This is a genomic window from Lentibacillus halodurans, assembly GCF_900112045.1.
Classification (GTDB): domain Bacteria; phylum Bacillota; class Bacilli; order Bacillales; family Amphibacillaceae; genus Lentibacillus; species Lentibacillus halodurans.
The window spans coordinates 39,875-56,317 of record NZ_FOJW01000001.1 but is presented as its reverse complement, the minus strand read 5'-3'; the positions used below and the strand labels follow the sequence as shown (position 1 = coordinate 56,317).

12 protein-coding genes and 1 other annotated feature are annotated in these 16,443 nt (G+C 41.8%); of the genes, 2 read left to right on the top strand and 10 right to left on the bottom strand.

All coding sequences use genetic code 11. The features are described 5' to 3' along the window. Window positions 1-106 precede the first annotated feature (106 nt). The 3 genes from aspS to BM195_RS18165 all read right to left on the bottom strand — a co-directional run bounded on the left by aspS (window position 107) and on the right by BM195_RS18165 (window position 3,814). Window positions 107-1,873 carry an aspartate--tRNA ligase gene (gene aspS, locus BM195_RS00265; RefSeq protein WP_090231956.1) on the bottom strand — a complete coding sequence of 589 codons (1,767 nt, stop codon included), beginning with the start codon at window positions 1,871-1,873 and terminating at the stop codon, window positions 107-109. Then, window positions 1,866-3,155 carry a histidine--tRNA ligase gene (gene hisS, locus BM195_RS00260; RefSeq protein WP_090231953.1) on the bottom strand — a complete coding sequence of 430 codons (1,290 nt, stop codon included), beginning with the start codon at window positions 3,153-3,155 and terminating at the stop codon, window positions 1,866-1,868. Before hisS ends, aspS begins: the two co-directional genes overlap by 8 nt. 138 nt (window positions 3,156-3,293) lie before the next feature. Next, window positions 3,294-3,575: a binding site (T-box leader), on the bottom strand. Window positions 3,576-3,640: 65 nt separating this feature from the next. After that, on the bottom strand, window positions 3,641-3,814 hold the full coding sequence (locus BM195_RS18165; RefSeq protein WP_170848108.1) for a hypothetical protein: 174 nt from the start codon (window positions 3,812-3,814) through the stop codon (window positions 3,641-3,643). A 91-nt stretch (window positions 3,815-3,905) separates the two neighbouring features. Here BM195_RS18165 and BM195_RS00255 point away from each other — a divergent pair, with 91 nt between their 5' ends. Continuing rightward, window positions 3,906-4,976 carry an N-acetylmuramoyl-L-alanine amidase family protein gene (locus BM195_RS00255; protein ID WP_090231950.1) on the top strand — a complete coding sequence of 357 codons (1,071 nt, stop codon included), beginning with the start codon at window positions 3,906-3,908 and terminating at the stop codon, window positions 4,974-4,976. A 428-nt stretch (window positions 4,977-5,404) separates the two neighbouring features. On the opposite strand, the gene dtd is transcribed toward BM195_RS00255, so the two are convergent. The 7 genes from dtd to BM195_RS00220 all read right to left on the bottom strand — a co-directional run bounded on the left by dtd (window position 5,405) and on the right by BM195_RS00220 (window position 14,525). Next, on the bottom strand, window positions 5,405-5,851 hold the full coding sequence (gene dtd / locus BM195_RS00250; protein WP_090231946.1) for a D-aminoacyl-tRNA deacylase: 447 nt from the start codon (window positions 5,849-5,851) through the stop codon (window positions 5,405-5,407). Window positions 5,852-6,102: 251 nt separating this feature from the next. Beyond that, complete coding sequence (locus tag BM195_RS00245; protein ID WP_090231941.1) at window positions 6,103-8,310, bottom strand: RelA/SpoT family protein; 2,208 nt, start codon at window positions 8,308-8,310, stop codon at window positions 6,103-6,105. A gap of 259 nt (window positions 8,311-8,569) precedes the next feature. After that, entirely contained in the window at window positions 8,570-9,082 is a 513-nt protein-coding gene (locus BM195_RS00240) for an adenine phosphoribosyltransferase (protein WP_090231939.1), read from the bottom strand. Then, on the bottom strand, window positions 9,072-11,399 hold the full coding sequence (gene recJ / locus BM195_RS00235; RefSeq protein ID WP_090231936.1) for a single-stranded-DNA-specific exonuclease RecJ: 2,328 nt from the start codon (window positions 11,397-11,399) through the stop codon (window positions 9,072-9,074). The genes BM195_RS00240 and recJ overlap by 11 nt, the downstream gene beginning before the upstream one ends. Before the next feature lie 56 nt (window positions 11,400-11,455). Further along, a complete protein-coding gene (locus BM195_RS00230; protein ID WP_090231933.1) occupies window positions 11,456-11,788 on the bottom strand; it encodes a LapA family protein in 333 nt (110 codons plus the stop codon). Window positions 11,789-11,895: 107 nt separating this feature from the next. Further along, window positions 11,896-14,172, bottom strand: coding sequence for a protein translocase subunit SecDF (gene secDF, locus BM195_RS00225; RefSeq protein WP_090231928.1), 2,277 nt, complete (start codon window positions 14,170-14,172; stop codon window positions 11,896-11,898). Between the two features lie 65 nt (window positions 14,173-14,237). Next, complete coding sequence (locus BM195_RS00220; RefSeq protein ID WP_090231925.1) at window positions 14,238-14,525, bottom strand: post-transcriptional regulator; 288 nt, start codon at window positions 14,523-14,525, stop codon at window positions 14,238-14,240. Between the two features lie 119 nt (window positions 14,526-14,644). Here BM195_RS00220 and spoVB point away from each other — a divergent pair, with 119 nt between their 5' ends. After that, a complete protein-coding gene (spoVB, locus tag BM195_RS00215) occupies window positions 14,645-16,198 on the top strand; it encodes a stage V sporulation protein B (protein WP_090231921.1) in 1,554 nt (517 codons plus the stop codon). Window positions 16,199-16,443: the final 245 nt, after the last annotated feature.

Genomic DNA, 16,443 nt, shown 5'->3' with positions numbered 1-16,443 from the left:
TGTGACTGTAAAATTATATTAACATATACATAATTTATAATCAATATTCACTAATATGAAATATGCATGACAGATGTTACATTTCTACAACAATTTTTCAAATCACTCATTCTTTACTTCTGATTTGAACAAACAGTTCGTTCAGTTGCTCATCACGAACATTGCCTGGTGCATCTGTTAATAAATCAGATGCTGAAGCTGTCTTCGGAAATAAAATCGTGTCCCTTAGGTTCGATCTCCCGGAAAGCAGCATGACAATCCTGTCTAATCCCATTGCAATTCCTCCATGTGGCGGTGCACCATATTCCAGTGCCTCAAGGAGGAAACCGAATTGCTCGTTCGCCTCTTCCTGCGTAAAGCCTAATACTTCAAAAAGTTTATCCTGCTGGTCTCTTTTATAATTACGTAATGAACCTCCTCCAAGTTCATAACCGTTCAAAACAAGGTCATAGGCATTGGCACGGACACTTCCTGGTTCTGTATCCATCTTGTCCAAGTCTTCTTCAACCGGCATTGTAAAAGGGTGATGGGCAGCAAAGTACCGCTGGAGATCTTCGTCATATTCCAGCAACGGCCAATCGGTTACCCAGAGAAAATTGAACTTATTCTCATCGATCAGGTTCAATTCCTTTCCGAGTTTCAGCCGCAATGACCCCATACTGTCATAAACAACTGATGATTTATCGGCACCAAACAATAACAAGTCGCCATCTGCAGCATCGGCCCGCTCAATCAAGTTATCTTTTTCTGCATCTGTAAGGAACTTAGCAATTGGGCCATTCACGTCACTTCCTTCAACTTTCAGCCATGCCAGCCCCTTGGCTCCATATACTTTTACAAATTCGGTTAATTGATCTATATCTTTACGGGAATAGTTTGCCGCTTGTCCCTTTACATTTAACAAGCAAACGCTCCCGCCTGCTTCAATCGCCCCTTGAAACACCTTGAACGATGAATTAGCCACAATGTCCGACACATGTATCAGTTCCATGCCGAATCGCGTATCCGGTTTATCCGAACCAAATCGCTCCATTGCTTCATGGTAAGGCATTCTTGGCAATGGCAATGAGATATCTACATTTTTAACCTGTTTGAGAACATATTGCATCATATTTTCGGTCATATCCATAATCTCGTCACTGGTCATAAATGAGGTCTCAATATCAATTTGTGTGAATTCCGGCTGGCGGTCTGCCCGCAAATCTTCATCACGGAAACAGCGTGCAATCTGGTAATACTTCTCAAAACCGCTCATCATGATCAGCTGTTTAAACAGCTGTGGCGATTGGGGAAGTGCATAAAATTGGCCGTGATGTACCCTGCTTGGCACTAGATAGTCTCTTGCACCCTCCGGCGTACTTTTTGTCAAAATTGGGGTTTCCATTTCCAGAAAGCCATCATCATTTAAAAAGTTTCGAATGGCTCGAGTAGTCTGATGGCGCATTTTGAACGTTTCCTGCAATGAATTTCTGCGCAAGTCAATGTAGCGGTATTTTAACCGCAGATCCTCTGCAACATCCGATTCCTCCTGGATAAGAAATGGTGGTGTTTTGGCCTTATTTAAAATCGTTAATGCCGATGCCAGTACTTCAATACGTCCAGTTTCCATAACCGGGTTAACGGTTTCTGCATCGCGTTCCACCACTTTCCCGTAAACTTCTATAACGTATTCGCTCCGGACCGTTTCAGCTGTCTCCAAAGCATCCCGGGAATGGTCCGGATTAAAGACAACCTGAACAAGACCGGATTTATCACGTAAATCGATAAAAATTAATCCGCCTAAATCCCGGCGTTTTTGCACCCAACCTTTTAATAGTACGTATTGCTCAACATCTTTTTGGCCTAACGTACCAGACAATATTCGTTCACGCATGGACATTTCCTCCTGACAGCTTGCCTTGCAAATATTCCACTAATTGCGTTAATGGTACTTGTTCTTGGTTACCGGTATTCATTTCTTTTACATTCACCAGTTGCTGCTGTATTTCACTATCACCTAATACTAATACATATTTTGCACGATAGCGGTCTGCTGCTTTAAATTGTGCCTTCGTCTTACGGCCCTGGTAATCCCTGTCAACCTGGATACCGTTTTTCCGCAAATCATGAACGAGTTGAACAGAGGTTCTTTCCGCTTCAGCACCGACCGCAACAAGGAAGCAGTCCAAGTCCTGATCTGCCGGGATTTCAATATGTTCAGCCTCCAGCGCCATCAGCAGACGTTCAAGCCCCATGCCAAATCCGATTCCGGTTGTGGCAGGTCCGCCTAATTCTTCTACCAGGCCGTTATATCTGCCGCCGCCGGCAAGAGTCGTAATCGCACCAAACCCTTCTGCTTCACTCATAATTTCAAAAGCAGTATGATTATAATAATCAAGTCCGCGTACAAGATTTGGATCAACTTCATAATCGATCCCCATCATTGTCAGGTAGGTTTTGACTTTTTCAAAATATGCAATGGATTCCTCATTCAAATAATCAAGAATGGATGGTGCTGTCTTCAGCGCAGGATGTTCCCTGTCCGTTTTGCAATCCAGAATACGCAGAGGGTTTTGTGTAAGCCGAGTCCTGCAGTCACTGCATAGTTCATCTTTGTGCGGTGTAAAATGATCGACGAGTGCCTGCCGGTGATTTTCCCGGCTATCTTGATCACCCAGTGAGTTAATCACCAGTTTCAGTGACTTCAGTCCGAGTTCCCTGTAACAGGACATGGCTAGATCAATCACTTCTGCATCAAGAGCCGGGTCAGCACTGCCCATAGCCTCAACGCCGAATTGATTTAATTGACGCATCCTGCCCTTCTGTGGACGTTCATATCGGAACATTTGGGCAAAATAATACAGTTTGACAGGCTGGCTTGGATTGCCATGCATTTTATGTTCAATAAATGACCGTACAACCGATGCTGTACCTTCCGGCCGCAGTGTCAGACTTCTGCCGCCACGGTCTTCAAACGTATACATTTCCTTTTGGACGATATCGGTAGAATCGCCTACTCCCCGCTGAAATACTTCTGTATGCTCAAATAAAGGTGTTCGTATTTCGTCAAAATGATATCTGCTGCAAACTTCTTTAATTTTATTTTCGACAAACTGCCATTTTGCAGCCTCTTCCGGCAAAATATCGACCGTACCTCTCGGAGCTTTCATACTCATCATCAATACCCCCTATTATTACATATTAGAAAAACTCTAGGCTCGCTCTCTTCTTATGGCGTTTGCTGAAGTATTTCTTACAGGGTCAGCCATAATCTATACTTTCTGAGGATACAAAAGACTCCCATCCCTTACTGAATAAGGGACGGGAGTCTGCCCGCGTTGCCACCCTAGTTGATGTTTTCCAACATCCGCTCTTCACAGTTAACGCCTGCAAGACGTCTATACCTACTTGTATCATACCGGATCAGATGAGGGTGTAGCGGATTTCAAGACAAGTCACCTGAAATTTCCAGCCTCTGTTCGATACAGAACCTAAGGAATGTCGTTCATCAGGGCTTATGCAAAAATGTTTCCAGCCGATGACATCTTCTCTCTTAGCATAAACAATCTGATTACTGTTTCCTTCACTGGTTTTGTTTATTTACATCTTTTATTTACATCGTGTTGAATGATTACTATATTAATGTTTCGTACTTTTGTTGTCAAGTACGGGTTATTTTTTTCTTCAGCCTTTTCACCTCTCCAAGTGAAATGCCTAATTCCGTTGCTATTTCCATATGATTAAACCGGTCTTCCATTTCCATAAAACCGTGAAAATCAGCGCCATAAATTTCCTTATCAGTATGTGTGATCCACTGTTTTTCATATACACGCATCATAACGCCTCCCTTGTTGTTATTAGCTTTGCCTAATCGATGATTTTTTATTAGAATATAAAAGTACAAAGAAGTTTTAGGAGGAACATGCGTGCATCGGAATAAATCCACCATATTGTTTGCTATTGTTTTTTATTTTGCATTTGTATCAGTGGTACAAGCTGATGAAGCAATCATTGCCACTGATAACCTGAATGTCCGGACAGGTCCGGGAACAGACTTTGATCAGATTGGCCAGGTACATACCGGGGAGACATTTCCGATTCTCAGCCAGGAAAACGGCTGGGTGGAAATCAAGATGGAGCATGGGAGCGGCTGGATAACAGATGAGTTCGTATCCATACATCGAGACTCCGATGAAAATCCAGCAAACAGGTCTGCAAATAATGATACAGTCAACAAATCGATTACGATTCAACATGACAACACCCATTTGCGAAATGGACCCTCAACTGAATATGAAATCGCCGGATATGCTGAAAAAGGAGAAGAATTCGATGTCATAGCAGAAAGCGGTGACTGGTATAACATTGCAAGTGAGCAGATAACCGGTTATGTATTTAAAGATTTTGTCAACCATCAAATGACATCTATTGCAACAGGACTTGAAAATAAAACAATCGTCATAGATGCAGGACATGGAGGACGTGATGTTGGGGCAATCGGGGCTAGCGGAACATATGAAAAAGATTTTACATACCGCACGATGCAGGAACTTGAAAAAGAATTGAGCATTCTTGGTGCTGAAGTCATTTTGACGAGGGAAGAAGATCGGTTTGTTCCGCTTGCCAGCAGACCAAGCTTATCCAATCTGACAACTGCAGATGCTTTTATAAGTATCCATTACAACAGCTTTCCTAAAGCATCTGATGTAACAGGAATCGGAACTTATTATTATCACGAACAGTATGAAGAACTTGCAAAACTGGTTCAAAAGGAGTTAGTCAGCAAAACAGGAGCAACTGACCGTGGTGTGCAAGATGAAGATTACTACGTTATTAGGCAAAACTTTCAGCCATCCATTCTCGTAGAACTCGGATTTATTTCTAATCCTGAAAAAGAACAGCTTCTCAAAACAAACAGCTATCAAAAAAATCTGGTAGCAGGAATTGTTACCGGTCTAAGCCAATATTTCAACCTGAAGAATACAAAAGAAAAATGATCATCATGATCCATCGTCCGTTATCGGGCATGTAACCACACCAGGTCCTCACATCCAGATAATAGAAGAACCTAAATAAAATCCAAGGGAACAACTGCCTGACCGATCATAACGCGGCGTCCTCGAAAAAGGAAAGCACTTTTTCTTCGTGCGAAGTAACGCTGCCGAAGCTTTCCTTGTCCTGTCGCATAATCGGCACTAGCACGTCCTGTGCGTCGTATTGGCCCGATTCGGTTCAACTAACATTCAGCGGAGAAACCCGTTCCGCTGAATGAAGTTTCACTTTATCCCGCCACAACAGGCACTAAGTTCCCACACTAACATGTTGTACAAAACTTAAACCACACGGAAACAACTGCCTGTATTGGCCCGATTCGGTTCAACTAACATTCAGCGGAGAAACCCGTTCCGCTGAATGAAGTTTCACTTTATCTATCGTGGCTGTCGAGGATGAGTGTTACCGGACCTGAATTGGTTAACTGAACTTGCATCATTTGTCCGAATTCACCAGTTTCCACTTGAATATCATGCTGCTTGATCTGCTGATTAAAATAGTCGTAAAGTTCATTTGCCAATTCCGGTTTGGCAGCATTCATATAATTCGGACAGCGCCCTTTCCGTGTATCAGCATGCAGCGTGAACTGTGATATGGACAGTACTTTGCCGGAAACATCTTTTAATGACCGATTCATTTTACCATCTTCATCATCGAAAATCCGCAAATGAACCAGTTTGTTAACCAGGTAGTCTGCATCTTCTGCTGTATCATCATGTGTAACACCCAGCAGAACAACAAGGCCATAATCAATGGCCCCTATCGTCGAGTCATTCACTGTCACACTGGCTTGTTCCGCACGCTGAATGACGACTTTCATGGTATCATGACTCCTTTATCCAAAACAAAATATCTTATCCCCGTTGAATGATCAGTAACCCACCAAAAAACGACGGATAACTGACCCTGCATGCTCGATTTTGTTCGGGCTTGCAAGATGCATGTCACAAAGGCGTTGCAACAGGGATGTTGCGTTTTTAGCCTTTGTTCCTTGGAACAACTGCCTGTATTGGTCCGATTCGGTTCAACTAACATTCAGCGGGAAAAACGTCCGCTGAATGAAGTTTCACTTTATTGTGTAGTACGTGTTACAGTGTAAACATCTTTTATCTGCTTAATTCTGTCGACGATCCGTTTTAAATGCCCAGTATTATGAATCAGAATCGTGATGTGAATAACAGCCATTCTATTTCGATCGGAGCGGCCGTTCACATACGTAATATTTGTTTTTGTTTCATTTACCGCCTGTAATACTTCATTTACAAGCCCTCGACGATCATATCCAGATATTTCCAAATCAACATGGTACTGTTTTTTGTCTGTAGGGCTATTTTCCCATTCAACATGAAGCAGACGCTGTCTAACATCTTCTGTCTGGACATTGGGGCAATCCGTACGGTGAACCGATACACCTCTGCCTTTCGTAATATAACCGACAATCGGATCACCGGGTACCGGGTTGCAGCATTTGGACAGGCGTACTAATAAATTATCGACACCTTCAACTTTCACACCCGAATCCCTTTTTTGCACTTTTTTCGTTACTGTATTTGTATCATTTTTGACCTCTTCAATGGTATCTTCAAGGTTTTGCTCTTTTTGTCTGGCCTGACGCACCTTATCTGTCAAACGTGTTGCGATCAATGCAGCTGTAATGCCCTGATATCCGACTGCAGCATACATGTCTTCTTCATTGGAAAAGTTAAATTTTTCAAATACACGGTTTAAATTGTCTTGTGTCAATACTTCCTTAGGCTCGATTCCAAGTGCCCGGATCTCTTTGTCGACAGCCTCTTTGCCTTTGCTGATATTTTCATCACGACGCTGCTTTTTAAAAAATTGTTTAATTTTATTTTTCGCCTGTGACGTCTGGGTGATCGACAGCCAGTCTTGTGAGGGTCCATAGGAATGTTTTGAGGTCATGACTTCCACAATGTCCCCATTTTTCAGCTGATAGTCGAGCGGTTCCATTTTTCCATTCACTTTTGCGCCAATTGTCTTATTGCCGACTTCCGTATGAATCCGGTAGGCAAAATCGAGTGGCACTGAACCGGACGGAAGCTCAACAACATCACCTTTGGGGGTAAAAACATAAACCATATCGGAAAATAAATCCACTTTCAATGTTTCCATAAACTCTTCCGCATCATGTGTCTCACTTTGCCAGTCAAGAATTTCACGGAACCAGGTTAATTTGTCCTCAAACGATTTATTTTCCTTCGATAAGTGCTTTCCTTCCTTATAAGCCCAATGTGCTGCAATTCCATATTCCGCAATTTCATGCATTTCTTTTGTACGGATTTGAACTTCCAGCGGATCACCTTTTGGGCCAATGACAGTTGTATGCAATGACTGATAAAGATTTGGCTTGGGCATAGCGATATAATCTTTGAATCTGCCCGGCATCGGTTTCCAGCATGTATGAATGATCCCAAGAACGGCGTAACAGTCTTTTATACTATGAACGAGAATCCGTACTGCCAGCAGGTCATAAATTTCATTAAACTGCTTATTTTGCTTGGCCATTTTGCGATAAATACTGTATAAATGCTTCGGTCTTCCCGAAATATCTGCCTCAATATTGACATCGTTCAATTGATGCTTCAATTCATCAATAACTTCAACGATATAAGATTCCCGTTCTTCCCGTTTTTGTTTCATCAGCTGAACAATTCTGTAATACTGTTGGGGATTCAGGTAGCGTAATGCAGTATCTTCCAGTTCCCATTTAATCGTCGATATTCCCAGCCGGTGAGCTAATGGCGCAAATATTTCTAATGTTTCATTGGAAATTCTGCGCTGTTTTTCAGACGGTAAATGTTTTAAAGTGCGCATATTATGCAGCCGGTCAGCAAGCTTAATCAAAATAACCCGGATATCCCTGGCCATCGCAACAAACATTTTACGGTGATTCTCTGCCTGGAGTGCTTCCTTCGATTTATATTTTATTTTGCCAAGTTTGGTAACACCATCGACGAGCATTGCCAGTTCATGGTTAAATGAATCTTCCAATATCTCCAGTGTTACATCCGTATCCTCGACAACATCATGTAAGAAACCGCCTGCTATCGTTACCGGATCCATTTCAAGATCAACCAGAATCCCGGCGACCTGAATCGGATGAACAATATAAGGTTCACCTGATTTCCTGAATTGATCTCTGTGAGCATCCGCGGCAAATTCATATGCACGACGAAGATAATCCGCATCCTCTTCTGATAGATACCGCCGGGCTTTATCAATCACTTCTTCACTTGTTAACGTTTCTTCTTTAGCCATAAAATCACCTGAATTCACTTAGCAATGCGTTTTATTGACAGTATCCGGTTTACCAGCTTGTATAGTTTATTTCACCTAATTCAAAGAAAAGAAAGAGACAGCCACTTCTATTGTGTATAGTATTAAAAAATATTGAAGAAATGTAAAGGAAAAACTGTTCGCATTCAGGTTCAAGTCGTTTCATCATTTCACCCTTACTGCGAATAAGAATAGGTCTGATGAATGATTCAATCAGACCTGATACGATCACATCTCAAAACTAATAATGCATTAATGTCAGTACGTCATAGCCTTCGAGTTTTTCCAGTCCGTTCAAATAAGACAGTTCAATCAGAAAAGCACACCCGACGACAATTCCACCCAATTCTTCAACTAATTGAATGGTCGCATCGATTGTTCCGCCCGTTGCCAGCAAATCATCAGTAATCAATACACGCTGACCAGGTTTGATGGCATCCTTATGAATTGTCAGCACGTTCTTGCCGTATTCAAGACCATAATCAACTTTGATCACTTCACGTGGCAGTTTTCCTTCTTTCCTTACCGGTGCAAAACCTACTTCAAGTGCATAGGAAACAGGACACCCAATAATGAACCCTCTTGCTTCCGGACCAACAACTATATCAATATCTTTTTTGCGGGCAAACTCTACAATTTCATCAACAGCTGATTTAAAAACTTTTCCATTATCCATTAATGGTGTTATATCTTTAAATTGTACACCTTTTTTTGGCCAATCTTCAACAATTTGTACATGTTTTTTATAATCCATAAATTGGTTCCTCCTTAGGCGTTAGCCTATCCTTCATGCATTCCGACAACCACGATCTTAGCTCATCATATGTTGAATAGTACAGTGTTTTTTCAATTTCAGCCCTGTTCAGCCGTTCTTGATAGATAGCTGATTCTGTTAAATCTTTTTTCACAGGATTTAGGTTTAATTGAATCATACCATTATCTATTTTAACAAAACCAAGATCAAAAAAAACGTTTGCCATAAACTTAATCCGGTCTTTTGTCCATGCCTTAGCATCCATGATCATGGATAATTCCTTATCCATATTGATCTGTTTTCGTTTGGCAAGATGTGCATACAGCCATTTGAAATCCTCTCTTGAAGGAAAAGCTTTCATAAAAGTACTGTCTTCCAGCCGAAAACATACATGAATATTAATTGGATTAAGTTGCTGCAGCAGTATTTTTAGTCCCTTAAGATCTGTTGGCAAATCAAACAAAAATAGCGTATGAACTTCCTTCAGGCTGCTTATGTCTGTATCATATGTAACACATAAAACGTTATCAGGAAAAGCATTCTCATCCGGTAAAGTTTGATGAACTGCTATATGGTCGGAATATGGACGTATATACGGCGTCATATTAAAATCACGCTTTCCTCGGTGATCAAATAGCTGTTTCTCATCAATTTTCATATCCTGCATAACAATCTGTACTTTTCGAAAACTATTCCACTCATTAATGCTGAGCTCACCAACAACGGATATTGGTGTATTTGGTGACAGATGATCATATACATTCCCGAATCCAAAACCGATTCCATCAAGTGTTTTGTTTTGGTCCCGGAATTGCATTTTTAAATGCTTTTGTGCTTTTCCGATTTGTCTTATATCAACAGGTACATCCTTCACATGAAATACAGGCTTTGGATTGGCCATGCCAAATGGTGCCAGCTGCCTGATTTCCTCGACCAGTTCTTCATTGATTTCGGGCACAGCAATTGTCTTGGTAATCTCAATCTCCTGGGTGAAATCTTCCTTTGTCAGCTGCTGAAAAATCATATCATTAAGTTGTGTTTGCAATGGTTGCAGGTTGTCCATCGGCAACGTCATCCCCGCAGCCTGAGTATGACCACCAAAGTGCGTAAAGAGATCCCTTATATCCATACAATTTGCAAATAAATCAAAGGCGGGAATACTTCGGGCCGATCCCTTCATGATTCCCTCTTCCGGCAAAATAGACAGTACAATTGCCGGACGGTCATATTTCCGCACCAGGTTTGATGCCACAATACCGAGCACCCCCTGATTCCAGCCTTCTTTGGCCACAACAATTACACCTTGATCATCAGCCGGCTCCGCCATTTCTTCTGCCTCTTTCACAATATCACTGACAATCTTCTGCCGTTCCTGATTGATCGATTGGACCATCTCTGCAATTTGCTCAGCTTCATCCTTATCATTACTCAGTAGCAGCTGAACCGCCAGATCAGCATCCTGTAATCGGCCGACTGCATTTAATCTGGGACCAATTGAAAAACCGATATCTTCTTCACTGACATTCCCTGTAATACCACATACTTTTTTTAAGGCATTCAAACCTGGATTATTGGTAGCAGACACAGATTTTAATCCATAATAGGCAAAGATCCGGTTTTCATCGACTAATGGAACAAGGTCAGCAATCGTCCCAATGGCTGCCAAGTCGAGAAATTGTTTTGGAAAATAGCCGAGCAGGCTTTCGGCAAACTTCAATGCGACACCTGCACCTGCAAGTTCCTTAAACTTATAATCAGGAGAACATTTTGGATGGATAATCGCATAGGCATCCGGTAACTGTTCCTGTGGCTCATGATGATCGGTAATAATTAGATCGATTCCAAGCTCATCCGCAACAGCTGCTTCATGAACAGCTGCTATCCCCGTATCAACGGTTATGATTAGTTGATATCCATTTTCATAGACCGTTCTGAATGCTTCCTCATTAGGACCGTAACCTTCTGTAAACCGGTTTGGTATATAGTAATCACAATCCGCACCAAGCTCCCGCAACGCTTTGATCATGATGGCTGTTGAACTGACACCATCTGCATCATAATCACCAAAGACGAGAATTTTTTCACCTGCTGCAACCCCTTTATGTATACGTTCCGTTGCTTTATCAATATCCGACATTAACTGTACACTGTCTAAATGTGCTAAATCAGGAGATAAAAACATTTCTGCTTCTTCATCTGATGTAATACCCCGCTGTAATAACAATTCTTTGATAAGCGGTGAGAATCTTTTGGAATTCCAATGTGGTATATTGTTTTGATTTCCGGCAAACTTCCATTTCATTTTACTCTCTAACATAAACTCACCCCTGACTAATCCAGTATACAAGAGATAGTCACGGGGAGCAATCAGGTTTATTGATCTTCATTTTTTTCAGCCTGCTCAGCTGCTTCATCTACAAGATTTGGTTCATTTAATAAATCATGATTTCTCAACGTTTCTTTCAGTTGATCATTCTCCGACATGAGTACATTCCGTTCACGCTGTAATTGCATCATCTTCACAAGTCCTGCTGCAGCTGTGATGATGCCTCCCATTAATACCGAAAGCAGGATCACCAGAATCAGAGGTGCTTCCCCGCTGCCAAACAAATAATTAATCTCCACCGGGGCTACATTGATCACTGCAAATACTGCAACAATAAAAACAAATAAAATGGCCAGAATGACATAAGTTTGTCCTCTCAAAATAATCTCCTCCTTTACATAACAGCTTTATTGTGTAAATTACCCTTTTCATCCTGAAGTTAACCATAAAATCCCTGAAGCTTAACAAGCTCAGGGATTCTTTTCCATTAAACCTGTGGACCTTCTCTACGTTTCTTTTTGGCAAAGACGACAGGTTTTTCCTTGATATTTTTCCCACGCCAGACGAGCCATAGTTGTGATGCCAGGAACAAAGATGAATACGTACCCGCAAGCAGCCCGACAGCCAGTGCGATCGCAAATCCTGTTATGGATTGGGCACCTAGGAACAGGAATGCCAGTACGGCAATCATCGTTGTGACGGTCGTATTAATACTGCGGGTCATGGTTTGAACCAGACTTCTGTTAACAGTTTTGGCAAGCTCTTTAAACGATCTAATCCGCTTCTTCTTCCTCAGGTTTTCACGGATCCTGTCGAACGTAACAATTGTGTCGTTGATGGAGTAGCCGATGATCGTCAGTATCGCAGCTACAATGGTCACATCAAATTCGATTCTGGTCAGACTGAAAATCGCCAGGATGAAGAAGGCATCATGAATGAGCGCAATGATTGCCGTAAGCCCGAAAAACACCTCAAATCGGAGAGTAACGTAGATGATCATACCGATTGATGCAATGGCGACAGCGTAAAGCGCATTTTTGACGAGCTCCTCCCCGACAATTGGAGAGACAACACTGACACTTGTATCGGCATTAAAATTTTCTCCAAAATACGTTTGAATTTCAGAAATCCGGTCTTCATCAATCACCTGGTCATAGCGGAGAATAGCTCCCTCGTTATCATCACCTGTAAGAACAACTGACTCGGCTTCCAAGTCTAATTCTTCCAGACCGTTTTCAATTTCCTCCGCATTAAGACTATCTTCAGCAGCTAGCTGGATTCTTGACCCGCTGGTGAAGTCAATGCCTGGATTCAGCTGGAACAGGCCAATGGCAATCCCTCCTAGAACAACCATTAACGCGGATGCCATAAAAAATTTCTTCCGGTGCTGTGTAACATTAAGTTCCTGGTTAAAGACTTTCGGTTCCCGTTCAGTTGAATCAGCAATATCTTTAATATCCTTTTGCTTGATACCGAACCAGCCCGGACGGTTTTTCAAAAATTTGCTTTTGACCCATAATCCCATCAATAACCTTGTACCATAGACTGCTGTCAGGAAGCTGACAACAATACTTAAAATCAGCATGGTTGCAAAGCCTTTGACAGAACTGGTACCGAATATGAATAATACAGATGCGGCAAGCAACGTCGTAATATTGGCATCAACAATAGCCCGAAGCGAGTTTTTGGATCCCGTTTTAAACGCAGCCTGTACCGATTTGCCTTCCCTAAGTTCTTCCTTAATCCGTTCAAAAGTAATGACATTCGCATCAACTGCCATACCAACACCGAGAATCAATGCTGCAATCCCCTGCAGTGTCAAAACGCCATTCATCAAGTAAAACACTAACAGAACCAAAAAGATATAGACACTTAAATTGATGGCTGCAATGATTCCTGGAAAACGGTAAACGGCCATGATAAAAAGGAATACAATGCCTATGCCGACAATTCCCGCAAACACTGTTTTATCCAGTGCTTGCTCACCGAATTGTGCACCTACCGTGTTGGAATACAGTTCCGTCATATTGACAGGTAACGACCCGGCATTGATGATGTCAGCCAGACGCTGGGCAGACTCAACAGTAAAGTTTCCTTCGATCATCACATTTGTTGTATTAAGTGTTTCATCAACCCCCGCTGCTGAAACATATTTTGAATCTTCTTTCTGTACTTCTTCATCAAATGAATCGCCTTCCTGATAGTCCATCCATATAACCAGTAAATCCTCACGCTGTGGAAAAGGAGTAGCCGGATCATATTTGGAAGATAATTCACTTGTAATATCACGGAACTTGGATGCATCCTTAAGCTGCAGTGTAACAATTGGTTCGTTTGTCTGCTGGGAAAAGTCCTGGCTGGCGCCTCCTTGAACCACATCACTTCCGTCCATCAGTTTCTCATCATCGACATTCCGGAATGATAAACGTGCTGACGTCGATAGCAGCTCACGAGCTTCTTCCTGGTTTTCAACCCCAGCAAGCTGGACCCGGATTCTATTTTCGCCTTCAATATCAATATTTGCTTCACTGATCCCCAGCCGGTTCACACGTTCATTAAGGATCCGGACGGTTGATTCAAGTAATGCCCTGTCTGTTTCCTGGCCATCCTCTACAGGCTCCACTTCATACAAAATTTCAAAGCCGCCCTGAAGGTCCAGACCTAAATTAATATCTTTTGCAATTCCTGTCACCGTTGAACCAATCGTTCCTGCCAATACAAGTACGATCAGAAAAAAGGCAACAATTCTGCCTCTGGTTTTCATCTGTCGTTTTGCCTCCCTTAACATTTCACGACTCGTACATTATGTATCCATTAATTTGCTTCTGTCTAATCGTTTTCAGTCAACGCAGCAATGGATGCGGCTAAGCCTTCATCCTGATGGGCATTGACCGTTAGATAACTCATATAAATATTGGATGATAGATGAAATATATCCTGAACGACTTCATATAAACGTTTGGAAGGATTACCTTTCCACACTTTTTCTTTCAAACAGTTCCATACATCTTCACTTGTTGCCTCATTATATCCCATCAGTCGTAACTCAGTTGCTTTACTTTTCAATGCTGGTCCAATTTCTGCTTTCCATTCATATACATTTTTTGTTATGTCCATGCAAATGCCCCCCTCACCTTGTCCACTTATTTCTTCATGCTTGTCATGCTTGGCCCACTTCTTTGCATATATATCATTGTATCTGAAATTTTATTTTTTGAGAAGGTAGGTCGGCCATATTGACCAAACAAACATTTTTGCAGGGAACGCTAATCCTGATCATGGCAGGCATGATAACGAGACTGCTCGGCTTTATTAACCGGCTGGTCATAGCCAGAGTCATGGGTGAAGAAGGTGTCGGTTTGTATATGATGGCACTTCCAACATTGTTTTTGGTAATTACACTGACACAGCTCGGACTCCCTGTGGCTATCTCCAAAAGGGTATCCGAAGCAGAGGCTAAAAATGACTGGGCTAAAATCAAGCGTATTCTAGTTGTATCATTACTCATAACCGGCATATTAAGTATTTTTTTTACGATAGGCATGATCATAGCTGCACCATTCATCGCTACAACTTTGCTGACAGATGAACGGACATTATACCCTTTAATTGCCATTAGCCCGATTGTACCGATCATCGCTATATCTTCTGTTCTAAAAGGCTATTTTCAAGGACGACAAAACATGAAGCCACAAAGTTTTGCGCTGGTTATTGAGCAACTTGTAAGGATTGCCTGTGTCGCCTTTTTTATAAAGGTGCTCCTTCCTTATGGGATCGCGTTTGCTGCTGCAGGTGCGATGTTCAGTGTTATTCTAGGCGAGCTTGCATCCATGTTGTACTTGGCAGGTGTATTTAAACGTCAAAAAGTTGTACGAGTCCGGCATCGATTCTTTCACTACATTCAGTCCAGCAAAAGCACGCTAAAAGAACTATTTTCTATTTCACTACCCAGTACAGGAAGCCGATTGATCGGCAATATATCACATTTTCTCGAACCGATCCTTGTTGCACAAAGTCTGGCAATTGCCGGTATTTCCAGTTCACTGGCAACAAAACAGTATGGAGAGCTGACCGGTTATGTGTTACCTTTACTATTTTTGCCTACCTTTATTACAAATTCGTTATCCATTGCTCTTGTACCATCCATATCCGAAGCAGATGCACATCAGAATAAGCAGCTTATCCATTACCGGATTCATCAGTCAATCAGAATTTCATTTGCATCCGGTGCGATTGCAACTATTGTACTCACCTTATTTGCTGCACCCATATTAAACTTTATGTATGGAAGTGCCAATGCAAGTAATTTTCTAGTACTGATGGCGCCTTTTTTCATTTTGCTTTATATTCAGTCACCATTACAGGCTGCATTACAGGCCCTGGACCTGGCGAGACCCGCCATGTGGAACAGTTTGATTGGGGCAGCCATAAAATTGACGGTGCTCTTTTTACTGGCATCGAATCCAAACTTTGGAATAAATGGGGTTGCCATTGCCATGGCAGTCGGTGTTGTTCTCGTTACGTTACTGCACCTGGCAAGCCTTTACAAGGAAATTAAATTTATGATAGCTGGCAGTGATCTGTTTAAAATGGGATTATTAGTAACCTTAACGTGGGTGTGTGGAAGGTTTCTGCGGGATATGTTCAGTGGTATGGAATCGAATCTGTTCATGTTCATTCTGATGCTCATTGTCTTATTGTTCATTTATATTATCCTGCTCTTTATGTTAAGATTTATAACCAAAGAAGAATTACGGCAAATACCAGTGTTGCAAAAATGGTTTTCATAAGCAATCACCTGACTTGACAGACAAGAATCCCCGATTCAATGACAAAACTTAAAGCGACTGGGACACAACTAAAACTTTCTCCCTAGAGACGAACGATTACAGGGTAGGAAGTGTCACATTTTCAACGGTCACATCCTTATTCATAGTTGATAACGACTGCGAACTAGTGAAAATTTTCGGATTGAAGCTTTCTTCCATTCTGATTTTTGCTGAGTGCTTGCATATGCTGCTGCAAGATACATCGC

Coding starts and splice junctions, on each gene's coding strand:
- aspS (WP_090231956.1), bottom strand. CDS start 1,873: ATGCGTGAACGAATATTGTCTGGTACGTTAGGCCAAAAAGATGTTGAG.
- hisS (WP_090231953.1), bottom strand. CDS start 3,155: ATGAGTATGAAAGCTCCGAGAGGTACGGTCGATATTTTGCCGGAAGAG.
- BM195_RS18165 (WP_170848108.1), bottom strand. CDS start 3,814: ATGCGTGTATATGAAAAACAGTGGATCACACATACTGATAAGGAAATT.
- dtd (WP_090231946.1), bottom strand. CDS start 5,851: ATGAAAGTCGTCATTCAGCGTGCGGAACAAGCCAGTGTGACAGTGAAT.
- BM195_RS00245 (WP_090231941.1), bottom strand. CDS start 8,310: ATGGCTAAAGAAGAAACGTTAACAAGTGAAGAAGTGATTGATAAAGCC.
- BM195_RS00240 (WP_090231939.1), bottom strand. CDS start 9,082: ATGGATTATAAAAAACATGTACAAATTGTTGAAGATTGGCCAAAAAAA.
- recJ (WP_090231936.1), bottom strand. CDS start 11,399: ATGTTAGAGAGTAAAATGAAATGGAAGTTTGCCGGAAATCAAAACAAT.
- secDF (WP_090231928.1), bottom strand. CDS start 14,172: ATGAAAACCAGAGGCAGAATTGTTGCCTTTTTTCTGATCGTACTTGTA.
- BM195_RS00220 (WP_090231925.1), bottom strand. CDS start 14,525: ATGGACATAACAAAAAATGTATATGAATGGAAAGCAGAAATTGGACCA.